A 21,170-nucleotide genomic window follows, 5' to 3' on the forward strand; every position below is an offset into this window, starting at 1 on the left:
ATTTTCAAGGAAAAATGGTAGCCAAAAGACAAGCCATGCAAGTTTCTAATTTACCGTTCACACACAGGAAAGTCTACCCCTAACCACTGTGGTAGGGGTCACGACTCCTATAGACCTGCAGACAATCCTCGAATCACTGTACAGCCGTCGTGCTACGTACAGGCCCCTCGATTAACCTGAGGATTAAGAAAATATCTCAACGCGAAAACTCTCCCACACTTTCGGCTGCGATGCAAGTAGGGGCACGATTGGGCGAGCCTAACCCTCGATAATCTTTCACTATCGGAACACAGAGAGATCCCCCAAACAGTAATGTTTGGGGGATCGTCTCAACCGCTGGTGATTAACCAACAAGTTTTAGTTCGTGATTGCGGATTAAACCGCGAAAATCACTTAAGGGTGACGGTTGCGCCAGCGCCTTCGAGCTGCTCCTTAGCCTTCTCAGCGGTCTCCTTGTTGACACCTTCGAGAACTGGCTTTGGTGCACCATCAACGAGGTCCTTAGCTTCCTTCAGACCGAGGGAGGTAAGGGCGCGCACCTCCTTAATAACACCGATCTTCTTGTCGCCAGCAGATTCGAGAATGACGTCAAATTCGTCCTTCTCTTCTGCAACTTCAGCGGCACCACCAGCAGCAGGAGCTGCAGCAGCAACTGCAACTGGAGCAGCTGCTTCTACGTCAAATTCTTCTTCGAACTTCTTAACGAAGTCGTTGAGCTCAACAAGGGTGAGCTCCTTGAAAGCTTCGATGAGCTCTTCAGCGGTGAGCTTAGCCATGATTGGCCTACCTTCCTTTGCCTACGTGTGAGGCGGGTTTTATTGATTAAGTTATGCTACTACACTCAGGCAGTAGCTTCTTCTTGCTTCGCACGTAGTGCGTCGACGGTGCGTACCAGCTTGGTTGCTGGTGCGTTGAATACAAATGCAGCCTTCTGCATGGAAGCCTTGAGAGCTCCTGCGGCCTTGGCCAAAAGGACCTCGCGAGATTCGAGATCGGCGAGCTTCTGAACATCTTCAGCAGCCAGAAGAGTACCTTCGAGAACACCAGCCTTGACAATAAGTGCTGGGTTTTCTTTAGCAAAGTTCTTTACTGCTTTAGCTGCGGAAGCGATGTCACCGGTGACGAATGCCAGTGCAGTCGGGCCAGAGAGAGCTTCGTCGAGTCCTTCGACGCCAGCTTCCTTAGCCGCGATGCGAGCGAGGGTGTTCTTAGCAACCACGTATGTTGCTTCCTGACCCATTGCGCGACGAAGATTCTTCATCTGTGCAACAGTCAGTCCGCGATACTCAGTTACGAGAACGGCCGAAGAACCCGAGAATAGCTCCTTGAGCTCTGCGATCGCTGCAGACTTGTCGGTCCGTGCCATGGGACCTCCTTCCGATTGAATGCCGTGGTCGGAAGTTCTAGACGCGAAACTCGAGAAATAAAAAATCCTCATGCGCAGGCATGAGGAGAATAACAGTACACTGTTTTCAAATCGTACCTACGCGGGCTTCGCCGTGCGAACTTCGCCCTGAAAATTTCAGGCGACCTGCGGTCTTGGGCATTTAGTAGACTACTTCACCTGACCTCGTTTAGCAAGAGTTTAGTCGACGACGTGAGCCGTCCAACATTCTCACAAGCGCTTCAGCTCCCCTTCAATGCGATGAACGAGCATGTCCAAGGCAACCATATTGTGCCCACCTTCGGGAACGATGAGGTCTGCACGACGCTTGGAGGGCTCAACGTAGAGTTCATGCATCGGCTTCACGGTGTCGAGATACTGCGCTTCAACTGATTCCAAAGACCGGCCACGTTCCACAACATCTCGCTTGATCCGACGCAGGATACGGACATCAGCATCGGTATCAACAAAGATTTTTACGTCACACAGATCGCACAGTTGAGGTTCAGCGAATATCAAGATTCCCTCTATGATCAACACAGGCGCCGGCTCAATATGTTGCGTATGCTCAGCACGATTATGGTTCGCATAATCGTAGACTGGAGCTTCAATTGCCTGGCCCTTGAGCAGCTGATGAATATGCTGGACTAACAACGCATTGTCGAACGATTGTGGATGGTCATAATTGAGCTTCGAGCGCTCCTCATAACTTAAGTCATCGTGCGCCTTGTAGTACGAGTCGTGAAAAATCACTGAGGCGTTTGGCGCAAAACGCGATTCAATTGCGCGCGTAAGTGTGGTTTTACCACTACCAGTACCGCCCGCTATCCCAATAACTAAAGATTTCTGCACCGTAAAAACCCCTTCATGGCTCTGCCGTTGTCTTGTTGACGATTGTACCGCGATGGATGCGAATTCATTGCGTCTGACTCAAGGTAAAGTGAAAATCGCGCTTGTACGTTACGAATACGAGATCGACTGGAAGCAAACCAGCGGTCGCGGTTGCTACTCTTGATCAGCTCAAGACAGTCCCCAGACAACCCAAACCCACATCCTCGCCAGCGATACGCGCGCGAGAACACATTGCCGACATATAGAACTGACGGGTGTGAGACTAGCACACTAGTCTCACACCCGTCAGTTGAACGTCTAACGCTCTATACTATCAACTCAGATGGAGTTCAGGCCTCTTTAGAAGAAGACTTGGTTGCATCAATGCGAATACCAGGACCCATGGTGGTCGAGATGGTTGCCTTGAGCAGGTAACGACCCTTGGACGAAGCTGGCTTCAAACGCATGATCTCCTCGTGTGCAGCGTTAAAGTTCTCAACGAGCTGCTCTTTCGAGAAGGAAGTATTACCAATGATGAACGCAAGGTTGCCGTGCTTATCAACACGGAACTCGATACGGCCACCCTTGATATCGTTGACAGCCTTGGCAGTATCCATTGTGACTGTGCCAGTCTTTGGGTTTGGCATCAAACCACGCGGACCAAGTACGCGTCCCAAGCGACCAACCTTGCCCATGAGGTCTGGGGTTGCAACAGCTGCATCGAAGTCAGTCCAGCCACCTGCGACCTTTTCGATGAGCTCATCGCCGCCGACTTCGTCAGCGCCAGCTTCAAGAGCTGCCTGAGCCTTGTCACCAACGGCGAAGACGATAACGCGAGCCGTCTTACCAGTGCCGTGTGGAAGGTTAACGGTGCCACGAACCATCTGATCTGCCTTACGCGGATCAACACCGAGGCGGTACATGACCTCAACGGTTGATGGGAACTTCGTGACGGAAGTTTTCTGTGCTAGCTCAATAGCCTCGTCTGGTGTGTAAATTTCACCAGCTTGGATGAGCTCAGCAGCCTTACGGTAATTCTTTGAGCGCTTTGCCATTCTGCTTTTCTCCTTGTCAGCAGTTGTGGGGAACGAGCCCGCTCGGACTCTACCACGATGCCATGGTGGCATCATTTACTCGGGATGAGCGGTTGAGATTCTCAGATCTCGTCGGTAGTAACGCCCATCGAACGAGCGGTGCCAGCAATAATGCGTGCAGCGTTGTCGATATCGTTGGCGTTGAGGTCTGGTTCCTTCGTCTTTGCGATCTCCCGGAGCTGATCTGCAGTGAGGTGGCCAACCTTGTTGGCCTGTGGAACGCCAGAACCCTTCTTAATGCCAGCAGCCTTCTTAATAAGCTCAGCAGCTGGTGGGGTCTTGGTGATAAAGGTGAACGAACGATCTTCGTAAACCGTAATTTCAACTGGAATGATGTTTCCACGCATGGATTCAGTCGCAGCATTGTATGCCTTGGTGAATTCCACAATGTTAACGCCGTGCTGACCCAGTGCTGGGCCTACTGGCGGAGCCGGTGTGGCCATTCCAGCTTGAATCTGGAGCTTGATCAGACCGGCAACCTTCTTCTTCGGTGGCATTTTGATCCTTCTTTTCTTATCTGTGACCGCCGCCTGGCAATGACGACGGGTGCCTTCGTTGAATCAAGAGATACGCATTGTGATGTGGAGATTAGCCTACACAACGCTGATTAGTGAATAATCAGTCCATCTTCTTAACTTGTCCGAAGGACAAATCGACCGGGGTTTCCTGGCCGACAAGTGTCATGAGAACAGTCAATCGCTGATTAACAGCATCAACCTGAGAAATTGTAGCTGGCATTCCAACCCATGGCTCGGTGGTGAGCGTCACTGTCTCTCCAACAGAGTACTCAACCTCGAGCGTCAAACCAACTGAACCTACCTGTGCGCCTGCGGTTTGGGCGGCTACAGCGGCTTCCTTTTCAATAACTGGAGTGAGCATTTGCACAACTTCATCGGGCATCAATGCAACTGGGTTACGTCCGTTTCCAACGAAACCAGTAACTCCATTCGTGTCCTGCACTACTCGCCATGATTCATCAGTCATCTTCATGCGAATAAGCGCATATCCTGGGATACGCACACGAGAGACGAGCTTGCGCTGCCCCTTCTTAACTTCGAAGACCTCTTCCATTGGAACTTCAATCTGGAAAATGTAATCTTCCATGTCCAAGGAGCGCATACGGGTTTCAAGATCGTGCTTGACGCGCTTTTCGTAGCCAGCATAGGTATGCAGGACGTACCAGCGACCTGGCAAGCCCTTCAACTGCTCACGAACTTTCTCTTCAGTCAGTGTACGTTCTTCATCAACTTCTGAAGGAGTTTCGGGAACTGGTGCCGGCTCTTGTACTGGTTCAGTTTCCTCTGCGACATCCTCGACTATCTGCTCAGCATTAACAACTTCAGTCTTTTCTTCTTCTACAGGCATAGCAAAACCCGACGCCTGCTCTGGAGCAGCATCGGAGAATACTGGGTTAGCTTGTGTGTTGTCGAGCTTTTCCTCAGACATGTTTCCTGCTTTCAATTGACCTGTAGATCAGCGCTAGCCGAAGATAACAAGGACGAGCTGGGCAAATACCAGATCGATAATACCCACAAAAATCATCACTACGGTGACAAAGAAAACCACCGTAAGGAATAGCTTCCACAGTTCAGAGCGAGTTGGGCGCTGAACTTTCTTTAGCTCAACGAAAACTTCGTGGAAAAACTGAATAATGCGAGCAAAGAAGCCTTGCGATTCAGTTTTCGCTGGCTTGTTGCCGTGACTAGACGCGGAAGCCTGGCTCATTTGTTATCCTCTCGATAATGTGGAAAACGGCCCTTGTGGGCCGCCTTCTAGCAGGGCAGGAGGGACTCGAACCCACAACCGCCGGTTTTGGAGACCGGTGCGCTACCAATTGCGCCACTACCCTATAAGGGAAAGCTCTTCACTTCGAAGCCTGAGCAGGCTAGCGCGAAGATGCGTTCCACAACTCCCCCTACTTTACTTCCTATTCGCCATATATACAATCAGATAGATGTAATTCGTACCACAGTCACGTCTCATCTTTCGGACCTGATCCTCGAGTTATGTGACAGTGTGCGTCTTTCGTGCCAGTATTGGACTATGACACAAACTTCACCTCGCTCCCGCGTTTCTCAGCGCCTTGGGGCATTACAACCATCAGCCACCCTCGCCGTCGACGCCAAGGCCAAAGCCCTCAAAGCCGCCGGCAAACCAGTCATCGGATTCGGTGCCGGCGAACCGAACTTCCCTACCCCGCAACACGTCGTCGACGCCGCTGTCGCCGCCGCTCAAGATCCGAAGAACCACAAGTACACCCAAGCCTCCGGTTTGCCCGAACTACGAGAAGCAATCGCAGTGCGCGCCCGCGAAGATGCCGGAATTACCATTGATCCAGCCAACATCATCGTCACCAACGGGGGCAAGCAGGCAGTCTTCCAAGCTTTCGCATCCCTGGTTTCCGACGGCGACGAGGTCATTTTGCCGGCTCCATACTGGACCACCTACCCCGAAGCTATCCGACTGTGTGGCGGCACCGTCGTCGAAGTATTTGCCGGTCCAGACCAAGACTACAAAGTCACCACTGCACAACTCGATGCCGCACTAACGGACAAAACAAAAGTCCTTCTCATGTGCTCCCCATCCAACCCCACCGGTTCAGTCTACACTCCAGCCGAACTTCGCGAAATCGGCCAATGGGCGCTCGATAACGGAATCTGGATCATCACCGATGAGATCTACGAAAAGCTCGTCTATGAAGGTGAGATGTCCTACCTACTAAAGGTCGTGCCAGAGCTCGCCGACCAGACCATCGTCGTCAACGGCGTTGCCAAGTCCTATGCCATGACTGGATGGCGCGTGGGTTGGATGTATGGCCCCTCCGACGTCATCAAGAAAGCAGCCAACTTCCAATCCCATGTTACGTCCAACGTCTCAAACGTCTCCCAGCGTGCCGCCATCGCCGCACTCACCGGCGATCAAAGCATACTCGCTCCAATGAAAGAAGCTTTTGATCGACGTCGGCAGACGCTGGTTGCCATGCTTCGCGAGATTGATGGCTTTGTTGTCCCCCAGCCTACCGGTGCATTCTACGTCTTCCCCAACATCGAAGCGCTACTCGGTAAAGAAATCCGCGGCAAAGTCGCACAGACTTCGGCTGAACTTGCCGAACTTATTTTAGAAGAAGCCGAAGTAGCCGTCGTTCCCGGCGAAGCCTTCGGAGCGCCCGGTTACCTACGCTTCTCCTATGCGCTTGCCGACGACGACCTCGTTGCCGGTGCCCGTAGACTGCAAGAACTATTTGCGTAACGAGATAAGCACCTAACCGAAGATAGTTGCCGGGGGAGAACACATGCTCTCCCCCGGCAACGTGTATATGGAATAGCTACTAGTAGCCTGGATAGACCAGGGCACTAAGTAATCGGAAAAGAATCACACCAGCCAAAATCAGTCCGGCGATCAGCGTAACTATTCCAAGGTACAGACCACCAGCAGATGGCAACGACTCTGGGTTAGCTTGGCGCTCCTTGCGCGAAACAATAATCGCACTGAGCGGCAAAATTACTGTGAAAAACAGCGGAACACTGAGCAAAGCTAAGATAAAGCCGAAATACAATTGTTGCGACTGGCGCATCGGAATCTTAGAAGATGTTATGACATTGTTCTCCACGGAACGCTCCTCCTACGAATAACCGTGCGCACTGTTTGCCACGCGAGACATGAAATGGTTGATTGATTTCGCATTTCATACTCCAGCGCCATGCGCAATTATACTGTGTCGGTCCTACCCACGTTTTCATAATGTTTCCATGAATATCTCGGTTCTGGAAATCGATGCGGTAGTGACATATATTGGCCGAAGCAAGGAGAAGATACTGAGCAACCTCGCTTCTGATATACGTTGATCCTCCTTGAATATCATGTGCCAAGGTCCCGGCTGGAATTTTCAGCGACAATCCCTTAAAACCAAAATCAAAGCCACCAATAACCTCATGTCCCCACGCTGACCTAAAACTCGGCCGAGTTTCTTGATCATGTGCGCGAACATAATCCCATCGCGTCAATCTTGGCAGATGGCTATCTTTACCCTAACCATTTTTCAGCAACTTCCAGCCGAGAAAGCGCCTCAACCTGCCAATTCTTCTTTTTTGACCGCCGTGCGCCGGCAACTAACGACAACACAACTCCTGCTGCGCATGCCCCTAAAGCTTGCGGATCAACCCAACGTGCTACTCGCGCGGTCCAATCGGTTAACAATTGGTCAACATGTGGATAGGTTTTCGGCGCCAACCCAGGCAGTACTGACATATGCCCAAGCAAACACGCCCAGTCATGTACTCGGTAGCCCGGCCCTAAATTGTCAACATCGAGCACTCCAGAAACCCGGCCTGAGGCCTGGTCGATAAAAATATTTGCCTCGTAAAAATCACCATGCGTTGGCACAAGAGGCCCCATATCGGCATTGGCCAAGCGCTGACGAATCCGCTGGGCCACTGCCCGCGAGCGCGCCGCCTGTTCCGGAAGCGCAACTCCTGCTGCGTGGGCATAATGCTCGCAACGGTCTGCCCACGCCGGGCGCGCAGGCAAACCGATCGCCACCATTGGAAGACTATCTAAGGTATCGGCCAGCGAATCGAGAACTCCCCGCATTCGCTCGATATTGTTTGGATGCACGCTGGCATAGACCTTATTCAACGGCATACCCGACACCGCAGTCGTCACAACTAGCCCGGCGTCGTCGACTCGACTCACGCGCGGAGCTGGTACACCACTGCGTTCTAACATGCGCAATCGCGAAACTACCCCAGGTACCTGTCCGGGTTCCATAACTTTGCCGAAAAAAGTTGCCTCACTATCGAGGGGCAGGATTTTTACTACTGCTCGGCGAGTAGGTCGATATGTTAAAAGTTCAATATCGGTTTCTTCTCCCAGCCACTGCTCGAAGAGCCCCTGGTCGCAGGCTTTTTCTAGCGCCGGAAGTTGCGGATCGTGCGGGTGCTCCCACACATGTATCCGCACATCGCGCCACGATACAGTCCTCCCCTCGCACGCCAACAGGCGTTCTTCATTGATTCGCGCTGATGTGGCAACTACATAGGTGTGGTAGCGAGTCCGCGCCCCATTTCCGGTCTCGTGATCGAGTACTACACTGTACCCAACCGAAATCCCCGCTCCCGGGCGGTGATGGACGGTATGCACATTCCACGAACGCACAATGCCACGGTGAGCTAAGGCAACCGAGAGCATCTGAGCTGCGTCACCTCCGGCGAGTAGCCCAAGCACGGTACGCTCACGCTCGGATACACTCCTTGATGGCGCGGAAGAACTGAGCTGGCTGAACACGTAACCATTTATAGAGAACTTTGTGCCAGCCGGCAACTTCATAGCTAAGCGCACAGTCTCACACTCTAGAACATTGAAAGGTAGGCGCGGCGCTGGCAGACTTGGTTTATGCGAGACCTCAACGCCTTACCTAAAGCTCATCTTCATCTTCACTTCACCGGCTCAATGCGTGTATCGACGCTGTCTGAGATGGCTCAAGAACAAGGTCTTCGTCTTCCCGAAAATCTCACAGATAACGTTTCGTTGCATGTACCTGCCGATCAACGCGGCTGGTTTCGATTTCAACGTGCCTATGATGCGGCACGTAAAGTTGTGCGCGGTGAAGAAGCAATGCGTCGCATTGTTCGCGATGCGGCCGAAGATGATAAACGTGAAGGTTCGCGGCGGCTCGAAATCCAGATCGATCCGACGTCATATGCGCCGTTCGTGGGAGGTATTACTCCCGCATTAGAGATCGTTCTTGATGAGGCTGCTAGCGCTTCGCGTGAGATAGGGATTGAGGTTGGCGTGATTGTGGCAGCTTCACGCATTCGTCATCCGCTTGAGGCTCGTACGTTAGCTCGGCTGGCGGCAAAGCATGCCGGTGATGAACCAGGTAGCGTAGTCGGATTTGGGTTGAGTAACGACGAACGACGCGGTACGACCTCCGAATGGTCTGCGGCATTTAATATTGCGCGACGTGCCGGTATCGCAGCTGTTCCCCACGGCGGCGAATTGCTCGGTCCGGATCATTTGCGTGAGGTTGTGGCGCATTTGCGTCCAGTGCGCTTGGGGCATGGCGTACGCGCTGCGGAAGATCCTGATTTGTTAGCCCGAATTGTCGATGCCGGCATTGCCTTCGAGGTATGCCCAGCGTCAAATGTTTCGTTGGGCGTTTATGGGCAAAAAGACGACGTTCCGTTACGCACTCTGCTCGACGCCGGTGCTCAAGTTGCGCTAGGCGCTGACGACCCGCTGTTGTTCTTGTCTCGGTTGACTGAACAGTATGAGATTGCGCGCGAGCTCGGTTTCGACGATTACGAGATCGCGATGCTTGCGCATTCTTCGATTAGTGCCTCGCTTGCTAGTACACAGTCGAAGAGTAAGTGGCACGACGAGATCGATGCTTGGTTAGCGACACCAGATACGGACGATCATGCGGCTTAAACCTGATCGTTTTAATTACCTCATTAACGATGATCCTTATGTTGAGCCCCAACGCTCACTCGTTAAAATTGGCTCGGCCTTCGCCCGCGTGTATCGCCTCTCCCGCCACGATCAGCATGTTGCTGGACCAAGTGCCCAACGTCTCGACCGATACACCCGAGATCACAGCCCGTTAACATTCTTACTGGTCCACGGTATCGGTCTATCGGCAACCTACATGTTGCCGCTGGCTGAACGCTTATCCCGCTACGGGCAGGTTTTCCTTGTTGACTTACCTGGCTTTGGCGATCTTCCGGCACCTGAAAAAGCTTTAACTATCGGAGATTTTGCCGAGATTTTATCTGAAGTTCTTGACATTAACGGTATCGATCATCCTATTCTCGTTGGTCACTCCATGGGAGCTCAGATCGTCGTCGAAATGTTAGCGTCGCACCCACAAAACTTCCAGCGTGCAGCGCTGATTGGGCCACCGGTTTTTAATCAGGAACGTAGCCCTGGCTGGGTGATTGCCAGATATTCGCAATCGTCGATCTGGGAACGGCCTTCACTCATCCATATCGCATTGTGGTCATATGTCCGAGCAGCTACTGTATGGATGGCGCGGATCATGCCACGGGTATTGTCCTACCCTATCGAAGAGCGCATCAGCCAGGCGCATCCGGATGCCCACATTGTTTTTATTCGGGGTGAACATGATTACTTGGCACCTGTCCAATGGCTCGAATTCTTGGCACATAAGGTTGGCCGTAGCAAAATTGTGACGATCCCTGGCGCAGCACACTCCACGCTATACAACGATGATCGTGAGGTTTCGCGCCATATCATCTCTCTCATTCCCGGGACTGAGTCATGAAAATAGGTGACCGGGCCACGGACTATTTCTGGTTCTTGCGCACTTTACTCAACCGTCAGCCAGCGTTGGAAAACTCAAATGAAGGAGCGGCGATCGTCGTCGTTCCTGGAATTTATGAGGGACCTACACAACTAGATCCGTTGGCCCGTTCCCTCCATCGAGCTGGTTATCGGATTGAACGTATTCCAGAGTTGGCATTTTTGACTCGTCCAACATCCGAACTGGCAGACATAGTGACCAATAAAGTTGCTTCGATTGCTGGTCCAGTTGTTTTACTGGCTCATTCCAAAGGCGGGCTTGTTGGGGGCGCAGCCATGGCTTCTCAGCCGTCGCTACCGCATTTGGCTGGCATGATTGCGATCGCAACTCCGTGGCAAGGTTCCTCTTTGGCCCAGTTTTTCCCGCCGCGCACACCGGTGCGCCGATTGGCCCCGCGTGGGTTAGATCTTGGGTCAACGCAGTTGCTGGGCACGCACGCTCACCGGATCTATTCACTGATCCCGCGTTGGGATCCGCATGTGCCTAATGGTTCATATCTCGACGGCGGCCACAATATTCGGTTGTCCACTGCCGGTCATTTCTACCCATTGGGTACCGCCGAAACACAGCGTTACGTCCACGAATGTGTTCGCCGGTTACTTCGCAAGCACGCCGAGGACTCAACTACCGCGGCCTGATCTGCTTTCAGAGCGCGTTAGTCGAAACTCAGACCGACGAAAACAGGTTCCGGCACTAGTTCTACCCCGAAGGCTTCTCGGACGCCGTCACGCACCACTCGCGCAAGGTTGAGAATGTCAGTTGCACTAGCGTCACCCCGGTTGGTTAAGGCCAGAGAGTGATCGGTGGATAGCGAGGCTGAGTCGGAGATTTTAAAACCTTTATCGAACCCGGCATGCGAGATGAGCCACGCTGCTGAAGATTTCACGAGTCCGGGAACCGGAGTGGCCGCTCCTCCGATCTGGTTGATTGTTGTGTGGTCAGTAACCGGAAATTGCGGAGCTTGCGGGGGCAACTGGGCTGCCTGCTGCGGGGTAAGAATCGGGTTGGTGAAGAATGAACCGGCCGAGTAGGTGTTGCGGTTTTTATCATCTAGCACCATCGATTTAGATCGACGTAACTCAAGAACGGCTTGGCGTACCGCGGTTGCCGGAGCACGTTGGCCGAGTTCGACGCCGAGGGTTTGGGCAAGCTGCCCGTATTTGACTGGCGCTCCGAGCGTTGCCCGGCGCATATGGAAGTTCACGCTGAGTACGATCCACCGCGGGCTGGGCCCCCACGGACCGTTGACCATGGATTCTTTGAGTACTGAGTGCCGGTAGCCGAAATCAAGATCTGCCAGGAAAAGGGTGGTGATACGCTTTTCTTGACGATCGTAGACGCGCAAGGATGCGATTGTTTCCGCAACTTCTTGACCATAGGCCCCGATGTTTTGCACCGGCGCTGCACCCGCAGAGCCTGGAATACCGGAGAGGGCTTCGAGCCCCATCCATTCGTTTTCGATAGCGTAAACGACGACGTCGTCCCATCCAGTGCCGGCCGTAACGCTCATTTGGCCCCCACCGCAGCCATCGTCCAATGTGGTGCGGATATCATTACGCATATCGCGGATAACGACACCGGGGAAGGGTTCGTCGCCAGCGAGAATATTTGAGCCACCACCCACCATAAGTACTGGAAGCTTGCGTTCATCGGCATCGCGTACCACGTCGACGATCTCGGCTTCTGTTTGCGCCTGGACGAGGGTTCCGATTGCGCCGCCAACTCCTAGTGTGGTGAGCTCAGCTAAGCTGGTGGCACCTTGTTGGGCTCGGGAAGATGGTACTGCTGGCGCAACAGCGTCGTGCCCGATCATGCCTTCACCTAGTGAACAGCTCATGCGTTTCCTGCTTTCGGAGTGGACTAACGAAAATCTTTAACTGATTATAGTCGCAGTGGCATTGAGACAACAAAAAGCCCTTCCTAGTGGAAGGGCTTTTTCGTAAGAAACTTATCGAGTCTCGCGGTGAGTCTGGGACTGGTTGCACCTTGGGCAGTACTTCTTCAGTTCCAGGCGATCCGGCGTGTTACGACGGTTCTTCTTCGTAATGTAGTTACGCTCCTTGCAAACCTCGCAAGCGAGGGTGATCTTGGGGCGAACGTCTGCAGACTTGCTAGCCACTGTTGTTACCTCACGTTCGGCTTGTTGAGAAGCGGGTGCTTCAATTTCGTTTGTAGCGGGGGCGGGGTTTGAACCCGCGACCTCACGATTATGAGTCGTGCGCTCTGACCAACTGAGCTACCCCGCCTCAAATCCATTTCGTGTGAAATGAATGGAGCCCCGAAAGGGAATCGAACCCTTGACCTTCTCCTTACCATGGAGACGCTCTGCCGACTGAGCTATCGGGGCAACGTTGGAAAGCTTACCAAGTCATATGATAAAAAACCAACTATTATTTGAGAATTTCCGGTGATACATATCACGAGATTTTCTCCCTAGTTGTGTGCACAACTAGTTCGTGGCAGGTGAGGGATTTGAACCCCCGAAGGTTACCCGTCTGATTTACAGTCAGATGCATTTGGCCGCTCTGCAAACCTGCCGTGCTCGGATTTTTTAACAACCCGTGCGGATAAAGAGATTACCAGCTCCACCCCATACCGTGTCAAACTATAATGGTAGAAAAACAGTGCTACGCACGTCACATTTTACAAAAAACTACTAGGAAGCAGGGAAAAATGGCCGATTCATCATTCGACGTCGTCTCCGATTACGACTACCAAGAGGTTGATAACGCAGTAAATCAGACCGCAAAGGAGATCGGGCAGCGCTACGATTTTAAAAACGTTGGTGCCTCCATCGAGCTCAGCGGAGAATCAATCACCATGGTCGCTAACACCCCTGAGCGCGTGCTCGCCATCTGGGATGTGCTCCAATCGAAGCTTATCCGGCGTGGCCTCTCCCTCAAGCAGGTCGATGTCGGCGACGGCGAACCAAAAGCCTCCGGAAAAGAGTATCGACTAGGCGGTTCCCTGAAGAAGGGTATTGATCAGCCCAACGCCAAGAAGATCACCAAACTCATTCGTGACGAAGGGCCGAAATCAGTTAAGGCGCAGATCCAGGGCGATGAAGTTCGCGTCTCATCCAAGTCGCGAGACGATCTACAAGCAACTATCGCATTGCTGAAGAACGCCTCGTTCGACGTCGCCCTCCAGTTCGTCAACTTCCGTTAATTAGCTGGGAGTGCACGGCGAATGTGTCAAGCGCTCTGTGCAGATGCGTCCGTCAGGTGCGCAACCAGGTCACGCTCGTACTAAAAAGCAGTTGTGGGCGGGTACCAGCTTTTCTAGCCAGTGCCCGCCCACAACTATCGCTTACCTCATGACACAGCGCTCATCGCGCCTGTCACAAGTTTGTTCAGTAGAGCTTGCCGTCGTGCTCTTCCCCACGCGAAACCGCGGTCATCGTTTCACGCTCAACAACCTTAATCCGCTCACGTCCTGCCTGCGCTCCAAGCTCCTTTTCAAAGTTTTCCAGAAGGTGCCACCCTTCCCAATCGGTGTAGCGTACACCGCGCTCATCGAGCACAGCACGCGAAGCGTCCCAGCCTACGTTCTCAGTTGAGGCATGGAGCTTTCCGGCCTTGTAATCGTCAACGAGATTACCGATCGTTTCTTGCGCATCTGACTTCGTTGAACCAATTAATCCAACCGGTCCACGCTTGATCCAACCAGTGGCATACATGCCAGGCACAACTTCCCCGTTATTGTCCATAACGCGTCCACCTTCGTTTGGCACGATGTAGCGGCGCTCATCGAACGGAACTCCTGGAATTGGTGAGGATGCGTAGCCAATCGCACGGTAGACAGCCTGGACTGGGTAGTCGATGAACTCCCCTGTGCCCTTTACTGTCTCATCGCCTTGGAGCTCCATACGCTCCATCCGAATACCCTCAACATGCTCATCACCAAGAACCTCAACTGGAGCCTGCAGCATGTGGATATGGATCCGGCGTGAAGCCGTGAGATCTTCAGCGTCCTGGAATGCATAGTTAGTCAACTGATCGACCACTTGGCGAGCCATCTTGGACTCATCCATCGCCTTTTCCGAACCGGCATCGTAATCGAAATCGTCTGGGTATACCACGATATCGACGTCGGGAACATGGCCAAGTTCGCGCAATTCCATTGGCGTGAACTTCACCTGAGCTGGGCCGCGACGGCCGAAAACGTGAACGTCGGTGATCGGCGACTGACGCAAGCCAGCCTCAACGTTTTCTGGGATTTCGGTCCCCATCAGATCGTCTGGATGCTTAGCGAGAATTCGTGCGACGTCGAGCGCGACGTTACCCACACCAAGAACCGCGACTTCCTTAGCTTCCAACGGCCACGTACGTGGCACATCTGGATGCCCGTCATACCAGTATACGAAATCTGCTGCACCATAGACTTCCGGCAGATCCGAACCAGGGATATCAAACGGGCGGTCTCGATCCGCACCAGTCGCCAGCAAAACAGCGTCATAGTGCTCGTGCAGTTCTTCGAAAGTGATATCCTTACCCACTTCAACGTTACCGACAAGGCGGATATCCCCACGCTGTAGCACGTTGTACAATGCGGTGATAATTGCTTTAATTCGTGGGTGGTCTGGCGCTACGCCATAACGAACGAGCCCGTAAGGCGCTGGTAACTTTTCATATAAATCGATCTGCACATCGACGTCTGACTTAGACAGAATATCGGATGCGTAGATACCTGCAGGGCCGGCGCCAATAACCGCTACCTGGAGTGGACGTTGAGTCACAATTACCTCTTTCAACCGTTTGATGACGGTCTGTGATGATGTTCGAAGTTAAACCATGGTCAATACTATCGAAAGAGAGTGACGGGTTAAATACTGGGTGACCATATCGACAAATTTCGCTTACTCACTAGCCAGACGCGCCGTCACTGGGAAGTTTCGTGCCCCAATGCGATGGGAGCAGGATAGACTACAGATACACAATGTCGTCGTGAAAGGTCGAGATATGTCTTTTTGGAAAAAGAACAACCCTGATTCTACATCGCCTAACAATGACAAACCGCGCTCAAGAACACAACTAGCGATAACAGCATCTCGAACTCTTACTCGTCTTGGCTTAGGCACATTTATGACAATTGCGGGCACATCTCATCTGACTTTTGCTCGCGATGAATTCCAAGCCCAAGTCCCCAACTGGGTACCTCTCGATACTGATTTCGTCGTTATTTCCTCTGGCGTCGCAGAAATTGGTTTAGGCTTATCTACGCTTCTTTTACCCAAGCAACGCTTGTGGACCGGCACTGCCTTAGCCCTGTTCTACGTCGCAATTTTCCCGGGCAATATCAGTCAGTATGTCAACGCGGTGGACGCCTTTGGGCTCGATACTGACGCCAAGCGTTTCGGACGACTCTTTTTCCAGCCGGTCCTCATCGGCTTGTCCCTGTGGAGTGCTGGGTTGCCTCGGATCGGACACAAGAAGAACTGAACGTCAATAAATCTTCAATCCAGTCGTGAGGAAAGTTGCCAGTGTTGATGGTGGGCGTGGCACAATGCCACGCCCACCATCAATGTCTCATTTCAAGCTCACTGATCACTTAATATAATACTGCTTCGGGGTGATCAGCTTACCTGACGCTTAGGCTGGATCTCCAGGACCAAATCCACCTGTGGTCGCATCTAGTCGGATAACACCGTACGTCCATCCCCGACGACGGTACGCCGCGCATGGTTGGGAAGTTTCTTCATCAATAAACAAATAGAACGGATGTCCTACCAATTCCATTTCATCGATGGCTTGCTCGACAGACATTGGCTTCGCTTCATAGAGCTTTTCACGCACAACGACTGGCGAGTCTCCGACCTGGACTTCTACTGCTTCACCAACTGCGGTTGGTCGAGTAGGTACCTCATTGGGATCTTTACTTTCTGCATGCGCAGTTTTGACTTCAGCAAGTAATTCGTCGACATTAAGTTCTGCTGGACCATTTTTAACCGCGTGGTGCTTACGATCCTTCATCTTTTCGCTCTTGCGACGTAACCGCTCAAAAAGCTTTTGGGCAGCCATATCAACCGAGCCGTAGCGGTCAGAGCTCGCAGCTTCTGCGCGTACAACTGGCCCTTTATCCCGGACTGTGATTTCAATCCGCTCAGAAACTTCTGCTTGAGCAGGATTTGGCTCGTGCGTTACTTCAACTTCAACACGCTGCGCTCGCGGGGCAAACTGTTCAATTTTCGCCAGTTTCTCTTCGACGAACTCCCGAAAGCTTTCAGTAACTTCGGCATTACGGCCTTTAACTACGAATTCCACAATGACCTCCTCGGGTCGTGAGGGTAGCAACTTCCTCGATGCTACTTTGAAGGTTTAAAACTCGCATTTAGCGAGAAAGAAACACCATCACCTTCTTTCAACCAGCACGTACCAAACTTTTTATCAGTACTCATCAACTGATACCTCTATCATAGTGCCTCAGATCACAAAGTGCGACGTGTGGCAGGCACTCGAGAGTTAATTCAGCCAACAGCAGACTCAGCAACCGGTAAAAACCGCGCCACACGCATATACACTCACGTCCGAGTTGTCACCGCTAGGACGATGGCACCTACCACTCGCCCACCAACTGATTCCACAGCTCGTTTAGCACCCAACATAGTTGCACCAGTTGTCAGTACATCATCAACCAACACGATATCTCGGCCGCGAAAATCGACAACAGCGCGCTGCCCTCGGCTTTTGTGGCTTCGGCCAGCCACAGTGTTCGACATTTCGTTTCTGTGCACTGCACGCAAGCCATCTATCATCGGCACTGCCCACACGTCAGCCACAGCCTGCGCCAAAATCGACGTCGTACGAAATCCATCCCGCCGTCGTGAGCGACCCGACGCGACTGGAACGACTGTCACCTGCCCACAACGTACAGCTGGGAACGCCTCACTGACATTCAAACTCGCCACATTACTTGCCATCAATTTTCTAAAGGCCACATCAGCGCGACGATCGCGAATATGCTTCCAACCCACAACGCCACGTGAAACGACTCCAGCATATCGAGCCTTTCCCCACACCGGGAAAACAACTAGATCGTCACCCTCACTATCAAATTGAACTAAATAGCGGGCATCAGCCTCTGCGCGCCACCACGGGGCAGCCCATGCAGTATGACATTGCGGACACAAGCTTTCGTCAGGCGTTCCGCAGCCTAAGCACCAGCGAGGAAAAACAATATCGCACACTCGGCCCCATAACCGAGAAAACGTCGCCGAAACAACCACTGTGATCAGCCCGGCAACGTAGGTTGCATGGCGCCTTCGATGACCTTGCGCCACCCACCCGCATCGTACGTAAACACATCTCCATCGGAAGTGCCCAACAAAATAGATTCTTCTGCGCGCCCAGCCGTGACGGAGACGATATCATCCAAGGACGCCATGACTGAGACGTTTTCTCCTAGTGGAACCATATACAACGCATTGGTCAAACTATTTTGCCCTTTGCCAACAGCCACCAAACGTGTGTCAGCAATCCAGGCGATATCCTCGATATCCGTTAGACGCTGGCCGATACGGATCGGCTCAGACAACGACATTGGCTGGCCGGAACTATTCCGCACAATACCAGCAACTAAAAGCTGGGAAATACCATCTTTTTCAATGACGATAGCCAGCCTGGCCCCTTCGCGCGAAACAGCGAGACTCCGGACTTTTACGCCCTCTAACCATGGAGCATCAACGAGTGCAACATTTCCGCTTCCGAGATCAACCGCTTGGACTTGAGCATTTGCGACGTTCTCGCTTACCCACGTCTGACCTTGTCGATCAATTGAAGGACCAATGAGACCGTCTCCGGTCACGAGAGCACTGTACCGACCATCAGTTGTGATGCGGTAAAGTGTTTGCCTATCATCGCCGAGAGCGGCAAACTGACTTGGATTTTCACCGTAAGGAACCGCTAAATGAGAAAGATCTAATGCGCGCAATTCCTGAGCATTGTTGATAAGGGTAATACCATCGTCTTTGACAAACGCCGGTTCACCATTCGAAAGCATCAGAACCGACGAAGACGTGTAGGGATAGGTCGGCAGTTCAGTCTCATTTTGACTTGGCAGAGGCACACCGTTGGCTGAAATTTCGACTTCTGCGACACCAGGTAGAGAGGTGAGGGTTTTTATAAACTGGGCATAAATGATATTGCGAGTTTGCTCAGAAAGCTCGGCAATATCACCAGTTAAATCGACTCGTGCCAAAGTCCCGTTGACGATAACAACCGGATTAGCTAACCGGGTGCCAGATGGAAGCAGCGACGAGGCTGATCCTGCTAGCCACCGAGCTGGCCCGTCAACCAATCCGCGAGCTGCAGAAGAAACTACTTGATTGCGCGGATACCACCGAGTGTCAGCAATGAAAGCGCTGAGGTCTTGAGTCGGAAAATATAGTGCAGTACGAGAGAATAAAGTTTGGAAAAGCGACTCTGGCATAGTCACACCGTCAGGAACAACGGCAATACGCCACTGACCGGCCTTGTTGCGCACTAACGAGAATTCGCTTGACAGTGTCGAATCAGCAGTTGCTGCTGTATAACGCCCTGTAGAATCAACGTTTCCACCGGCTTGAACAGTAACTCGATAGGCACCAGAACGAGTCTGACTTACTTGCTGATTTTGAGAATCGGGGTAAATTCGCACCTGTGTCGTCGGGTTCCACGTAGCTGAAGCCTTCGACGTGAGGAATTGGCGAGCAACAACAAAGTCATCGGAAAAACCTGCCGATGAAGCTCGCATGAAACCGACAACGATATCTTGGGGATCTGCGTCATCTGCTGGACCTTGGGGATCGAGGACAATTCCATTACTTGTCTGTGCCGGGCGTTCAACTGCTTGGGGCATACCCGACGTAGGAATTCGGGTGCACGCTACCACGAGAGACAACACCAGAAGCACAGTCAGGGCCTTTTTCATTCCTCCTCCTGAAAATGCATATCGGGTACAACAAACGGTTCAGGAACTTCCAACGGCAACGGCTGAGTGAAATCTTCGCCTGGGGAACGCGGGATCGTGAGTAAGAATGTTGAACCAACTCCGAGCTCGCCAATCGCTTGAAGCGTTCCCCCGTGAATCAGAGCATCTTCTTTGGCAATCGTCAGTCCAAGACCAGTTCCACCTGATTTACGCACACGTGAGGAATCAGCCCGCCAGAATCTATCAAAGACATGTGCCGCATGTTCCTCCGATAAACCTACGCCGTTGTCTTGGACGCGTACAGCTACCGCGTCACGTCCGCCGACAACTGAAACATGAACAGGTTTTCCTTCTGCGTGCTCAAGCGCGTTGACAACTAAATTCCGGATAACTCGTTCAATACGCCGTGGCTCAACGTGCGCCTGGGTATCTCCAGAAACGTCCATGCGAACAACAACTCCGTTATCTATCGCTAAGGGGTCAGCCATGTCAATAACAGATTGGGCAATAGTTGCGATATCCACTTCCTGAGGCACGAGGGCCATCCCGCCAGCATCGTACCGCGAGATTTCTAGTAGATCTGAGAGCATCGCGTCTAAGTTGCGTAGTTGGGTGTGCTGGAGTTCTGCGCTACGTTTAAGTGCTGGCGGTAAATCTTCACGCTTGTCATATATGAGTTGCCCGGCCATACGTATTGTTGTTACCGGGGAACGTAGTTCGTGAGAAACTGCTGATACGAAATTGGTCTGCACCGCCGACATACGTTCAAGCTTGGTGAACTGTTCCTCGAGCGATAAGGCCATCGTATTGAAAGACTCACCCAGCTGCGCAAGTTCATCGGACCCTCGAACACGCATCCGCGAATCGAAATTTCCTTGAGAAAGTTTTTGCGCGTTAACCGCTGCTGCTCGAATGGGCCGTAAAATAAATCGGATCATGCCCCAAGCAACAACGATCAGTAAGGCAAGTAAGCCGATCATTCCCACAAGCAAAGCCCGGATCGTAACATCGAGTAAATCTTGTTGGTTTTCAAGGGAAAACACTACGTAGAGTTCATAATCTCCGGAACCGGGAATGGTTATCTTCTTTCCAACAACGATACCCGGGATCTTTCGATTATCAATGTTTTCCGTAGAAACAGGTTGCCAGCCTAGGTCAGCATCGGAACGCACGATTTCGCGTAATTCAGGAGTAACCAAAGAACGAACTCGAGTGGTGGTTGCAGTTTCGGGTTCAAGAATCGGAGTTCCAGAGAATTCTTGATTTGGTGAGCGGAGCAATACGCCACCCAAAAGCTCACGCGCCGGATCGTAAAGCGAGGAAACGAGTTCGACAGCCACCCGTTGCGATTGAGCAGTTGTTGGTGAAACACCTACCGAAAATTTCTCCTGCGCTAGCTGTGTATCAGTGGCGAATCGTTCGATATCAACTGAAACAGTTCTCGAAAAAACGGCGTTACGCACTTGATGGATGATGGCAGTTCCAGTGATCGCAATACCCAGTACCGAGACAATAACGATAAACGATACTGTACGTATCGACAATGACGATTGCCAATAATGGCTGGCTTGCGTTATCTTGCGTTCTAGAGTTTCAAAAATACTGAGTTTGCGCGACTTTTTCGCAAACACGC

22 protein-coding genes and 4 tRNA genes are annotated in these 21,170 nt (G+C 52.2%); 6 read left to right on the forward strand and 20 right to left on the reverse strand.

The features are described from left to right. Nucleotides 1-389: 389 nt before the first annotated feature. The 8 genes from rplL to JTE88_RS07105 all read right to left on the reverse strand — a co-directional run bounded on the left by rplL (nucleotide 390) and on the right by JTE88_RS07105 (nucleotide 5,158). The gene (gene rplL, locus JTE88_RS07070) at nucleotides 390-776 is read right to left on the reverse strand and encodes a 50S ribosomal protein L7/L12 (protein ID WP_204423903.1); all 387 of its coding nucleotides are present in this window, start codon (nucleotides 774-776) and stop codon (nucleotides 390-392) included. A 65-nt stretch (nucleotides 777-841) separates the two neighbouring features. Further along, on the reverse strand, nucleotides 842-1,366 hold the full coding sequence (gene rplJ / locus JTE88_RS07075; protein ID WP_204423904.1) for a 50S ribosomal protein L10: 525 nt from the start codon (nucleotides 1,364-1,366) through the stop codon (nucleotides 842-844). A gap of 249 nt (nucleotides 1,367-1,615) precedes the next feature. Next, nucleotides 1,616-2,236 (reverse strand): uridine kinase, encoded by a 621-nt coding sequence (udk, locus tag JTE88_RS07080; RefSeq protein WP_204423906.1) that lies wholly within the window; start codon nucleotides 2,234-2,236, stop codon nucleotides 1,616-1,618. 329 nt (nucleotides 2,237-2,565) lie between these two features. Continuing rightward, a complete protein-coding gene (rplA, locus tag JTE88_RS07085; RefSeq protein ID WP_204423908.1) occupies nucleotides 2,566-3,270 on the reverse strand; it encodes a 50S ribosomal protein L1 in 705 nt (234 codons plus the stop codon). Between the two features lie 101 nt (nucleotides 3,271-3,371). Next, nucleotides 3,372-3,806: a 50S ribosomal protein L11 gene (gene rplK, locus JTE88_RS07090; RefSeq protein ID WP_204423909.1), complete on the reverse strand. Its 435-nt coding sequence runs from the start codon at nucleotides 3,804-3,806 to the stop codon at nucleotides 3,372-3,374. 121 nt (nucleotides 3,807-3,927) lie between these two features. Beyond that, nucleotides 3,928-4,755 carry a transcription termination/antitermination protein NusG gene (gene nusG, locus JTE88_RS07095; protein WP_204423911.1) on the reverse strand — a complete coding sequence of 276 codons (828 nt, stop codon included), beginning with the start codon at nucleotides 4,753-4,755 and terminating at the stop codon, nucleotides 3,928-3,930. Between the two features lie 33 nt (nucleotides 4,756-4,788). Continuing rightward, nucleotides 4,789-5,034: a preprotein translocase subunit SecE gene (gene secE / locus JTE88_RS07100; RefSeq protein WP_204423913.1), complete on the reverse strand. Its 246-nt coding sequence runs from the start codon at nucleotides 5,032-5,034 to the stop codon at nucleotides 4,789-4,791. 51 nt (nucleotides 5,035-5,085) lie between these two features. After that, nucleotides 5,086-5,158, reverse strand: a tRNA-Trp gene (locus JTE88_RS07105). Between the two features lie 194 nt (nucleotides 5,159-5,352). Between JTE88_RS07105 and JTE88_RS07110 the strand changes: the two genes are divergently transcribed. Beyond that, nucleotides 5,353-6,558 carry a pyridoxal phosphate-dependent aminotransferase gene (locus tag JTE88_RS07110; RefSeq protein WP_204423915.1) on the forward strand — a complete coding sequence of 402 codons (1,206 nt, stop codon included), beginning with the start codon at nucleotides 5,353-5,355 and terminating at the stop codon, nucleotides 6,556-6,558. Nucleotides 6,559-6,637: 79 nt separating this feature from the next. Here the strand turns inward: JTE88_RS07110 and JTE88_RS07115 are convergent, their stop codons facing one another. Both JTE88_RS07115 and JTE88_RS07120 read right to left on the reverse strand, forming a co-directional pair. After that, nucleotides 6,638-6,919, reverse strand: a complete 282-nt coding sequence (locus JTE88_RS07115) for a hypothetical protein (RefSeq protein ID WP_204423916.1) — start codon at nucleotides 6,917-6,919, stop codon at nucleotides 6,638-6,640. 413 nt (nucleotides 6,920-7,332) lie between these two features. After that, the gene (locus JTE88_RS07120) at nucleotides 7,333-8,646 is read right to left on the reverse strand and encodes a phosphotransferase family protein (RefSeq protein ID WP_204423918.1); all 1,314 of its coding nucleotides are present in this window, start codon (nucleotides 8,644-8,646) and stop codon (nucleotides 7,333-7,335) included. 54 nt (nucleotides 8,647-8,700) lie between these two features. Between JTE88_RS07120 and JTE88_RS07125 the strand changes: the two genes are divergently transcribed. Genes JTE88_RS07125 through JTE88_RS07135 form a run of 3 tightly spaced genes read left to right on the forward strand, consistent with a single transcriptional unit; the run spans nucleotide 8,701 to nucleotide 11,268 of the window. Then, entirely contained in the window at nucleotides 8,701-9,738 is a 1,038-nt protein-coding gene (locus tag JTE88_RS07125) for an adenosine deaminase (RefSeq protein WP_204423920.1), read from the forward strand. Beyond that, nucleotides 9,728-10,591, forward strand: coding sequence for an alpha/beta fold hydrolase (locus tag JTE88_RS07130; RefSeq protein WP_204423921.1), 864 nt, complete (start codon nucleotides 9,728-9,730; stop codon nucleotides 10,589-10,591). The genes JTE88_RS07125 and JTE88_RS07130 overlap by 11 nt, the downstream gene beginning before the upstream one ends. After that, nucleotides 10,588-11,268, forward strand: coding sequence for an esterase/lipase family protein (locus JTE88_RS07135; RefSeq protein ID WP_204423923.1), 681 nt, complete (start codon nucleotides 10,588-10,590; stop codon nucleotides 11,266-11,268). Before JTE88_RS07130 ends, JTE88_RS07135 begins: the two co-directional genes overlap by 4 nt. 17 nt (nucleotides 11,269-11,285) lie before the next feature. Here JTE88_RS07135 and JTE88_RS07140 read toward each other — a convergent pair whose 3' ends face one another. The 5 genes from JTE88_RS07140 to JTE88_RS07160 all read right to left on the reverse strand — a co-directional run bounded on the left by JTE88_RS07140 (nucleotide 11,286) and on the right by JTE88_RS07160 (nucleotide 13,168). Continuing rightward, nucleotides 11,286-12,467 (reverse strand): UDP-N-acetylmuramate dehydrogenase, encoded by a 1,182-nt coding sequence (locus JTE88_RS07140; protein ID WP_204423925.1) that lies wholly within the window; start codon nucleotides 12,465-12,467, stop codon nucleotides 11,286-11,288. Nucleotides 12,468-12,578: 111 nt separating this feature from the next. Beyond that, a complete protein-coding gene (gene rpmG / locus JTE88_RS09295; protein ID WP_204423927.1) occupies nucleotides 12,579-12,749 on the reverse strand; it encodes a 50S ribosomal protein L33 in 171 nt (56 codons plus the stop codon). 53 nt (nucleotides 12,750-12,802) lie between these two features. Next, a tRNA-Met gene (locus tag JTE88_RS07150) sits at nucleotides 12,803-12,876 on the reverse strand. 25 nt (nucleotides 12,877-12,901) lie between these two features. Beyond that, nucleotides 12,902-12,977, reverse strand: a tRNA-Thr gene (locus tag JTE88_RS07155). A 110-nt stretch (nucleotides 12,978-13,087) separates the two neighbouring features. After that, a tRNA-Tyr gene (locus JTE88_RS07160) sits at nucleotides 13,088-13,168 on the reverse strand. A gap of 135 nt (nucleotides 13,169-13,303) precedes the next feature. Here JTE88_RS07160 and JTE88_RS07165 point away from each other — a divergent pair. Further along, nucleotides 13,304-13,798 carry a YajQ family cyclic di-GMP-binding protein gene (locus tag JTE88_RS07165; protein ID WP_204423928.1) on the forward strand — a complete coding sequence of 165 codons (495 nt, stop codon included), beginning with the start codon at nucleotides 13,304-13,306 and terminating at the stop codon, nucleotides 13,796-13,798. A gap of 184 nt (nucleotides 13,799-13,982) precedes the next feature. On the opposite strand, the gene JTE88_RS07170 is transcribed toward JTE88_RS07165, so the two are convergent. Further along, complete coding sequence (locus tag JTE88_RS07170; protein ID WP_204423929.1) at nucleotides 13,983-15,368, reverse strand: FAD-dependent oxidoreductase; 1,386 nt, start codon at nucleotides 15,366-15,368, stop codon at nucleotides 13,983-13,985. A 223-nt stretch (nucleotides 15,369-15,591) separates the two neighbouring features. On the opposite strand from JTE88_RS07170, the gene JTE88_RS07175 reads away from it, so the two are divergent. Next, a complete protein-coding gene (locus JTE88_RS07175; protein WP_204423931.1) occupies nucleotides 15,592-16,071 on the forward strand; it encodes a DoxX family protein in 480 nt (159 codons plus the stop codon). Nucleotides 16,072-16,221: 150 nt separating this feature from the next. Here JTE88_RS07175 and hpf read toward each other — a convergent pair whose 3' ends face one another. From hpf to mtrB, 4 genes are all read right to left on the reverse strand, one after another. Then, nucleotides 16,222-16,893 carry a ribosome hibernation-promoting factor, HPF/YfiA family gene (gene hpf, locus JTE88_RS07180; RefSeq protein ID WP_204423932.1) on the reverse strand — a complete coding sequence of 224 codons (672 nt, stop codon included), beginning with the start codon at nucleotides 16,891-16,893 and terminating at the stop codon, nucleotides 16,222-16,224. Between the two features lie 257 nt (nucleotides 16,894-17,150). Further along, the gene (locus JTE88_RS07185) at nucleotides 17,151-17,909 is read right to left on the reverse strand and encodes a ComF family protein (RefSeq protein ID WP_204423933.1); all 759 of its coding nucleotides are present in this window, start codon (nucleotides 17,907-17,909) and stop codon (nucleotides 17,151-17,153) included. Beyond that, nucleotides 17,861-19,537: an LpqB family beta-propeller domain-containing protein gene (locus JTE88_RS07190; RefSeq protein WP_204423935.1), complete on the reverse strand. Its 1,677-nt coding sequence runs from the start codon at nucleotides 19,535-19,537 to the stop codon at nucleotides 17,861-17,863. Before JTE88_RS07190 ends, JTE88_RS07185 begins: the two co-directional genes overlap by 49 nt. Then, complete coding sequence (mtrB, locus tag JTE88_RS07195; RefSeq protein ID WP_239519505.1) at nucleotides 19,534-21,168, reverse strand: MtrAB system histidine kinase MtrB; 1,635 nt, start codon at nucleotides 21,166-21,168, stop codon at nucleotides 19,534-19,536. The genes JTE88_RS07190 and mtrB overlap by 4 nt, the downstream gene beginning before the upstream one ends. Nucleotides 21,169-21,170: the final 2 nt, after the last annotated feature.

Origin of the sequence: Arcanobacterium phocisimile (assembly GCF_016904675.1) — a bacterium.
Classification (GTDB): domain Bacteria; phylum Actinomycetota; class Actinomycetes; order Actinomycetales; family Actinomycetaceae; genus Arcanobacterium; species Arcanobacterium phocisimile.

What these genes read in the sequence shown, in the direction of transcription:
- rplL (WP_204423903.1), bottom strand. Translation starts at nt 776, where the DNA reads ATGGCTAAGCTCACCGCTGAAGAGCTCATCGAAGCTTTCAAGGAGCTC.
- rplJ (WP_204423904.1), bottom strand. Translation starts at nt 1,366, where the DNA reads ATGGCACGGACCGACAAGTCTGCAGCGATCGCAGAGCTCAAGGAGCTA.
- rplA (WP_204423908.1), bottom strand. Translation starts at nt 3,270, where the DNA reads ATGGCAAAGCGCTCAAAGAATTACCGTAAGGCTGCTGAGCTCATCCAA.
- rplK (WP_204423909.1), bottom strand. Translation starts at nt 3,806, where the DNA reads ATGCCACCGAAGAAGAAGGTTGCCGGTCTGATCAAGCTCCAGATTCAA.
- nusG (WP_204423911.1), bottom strand. Translation starts at nt 4,755, where the DNA reads ATGTCTGAGGAAAAGCTCGACAACACACAAGCTAACCCAGTATTCTCC.
- secE (WP_204423913.1), bottom strand. Translation starts at nt 5,034, where the DNA reads ATGAGCCAGGCTTCCGCGTCTAGTCACGGCAACAAGCCAGCGAAAACT.
- JTE88_RS07110 (WP_204423915.1), top strand. Translation starts at nt 5,353, where the DNA reads ATGACACAAACTTCACCTCGCTCCCGCGTTTCTCAGCGCCTTGGGGCA.
- JTE88_RS07125 (WP_204423920.1), top strand. Translation starts at nt 8,701, where the DNA reads ATGCGAGACCTCAACGCCTTACCTAAAGCTCATCTTCATCTTCACTTC.
- JTE88_RS07130 (WP_204423921.1), top strand. Translation starts at nt 9,728, where the DNA reads ATGCGGCTTAAACCTGATCGTTTTAATTACCTCATTAACGATGATCCT.
- JTE88_RS07135 (WP_204423923.1), top strand. Translation starts at nt 10,588, where the DNA reads ATGAAAATAGGTGACCGGGCCACGGACTATTTCTGGTTCTTGCGCACT.
- JTE88_RS07140 (WP_204423925.1), bottom strand. Translation starts at nt 12,467, where the DNA reads ATGAGCTGTTCACTAGGTGAAGGCATGATCGGGCACGACGCTGTTGCG.
- JTE88_RS07165 (WP_204423928.1), top strand. Translation starts at nt 13,304, where the DNA reads ATGGCCGATTCATCATTCGACGTCGTCTCCGATTACGACTACCAAGAG.
- JTE88_RS07175 (WP_204423931.1), top strand. Translation starts at nt 15,592, where the DNA reads ATGTCTTTTTGGAAAAAGAACAACCCTGATTCTACATCGCCTAACAAT.
- JTE88_RS07190 (WP_204423935.1), bottom strand. Translation starts at nt 19,537, where the DNA reads ATGAAAAAGGCCCTGACTGTGCTTCTGGTGTTGTCTCTCGTGGTAGCG.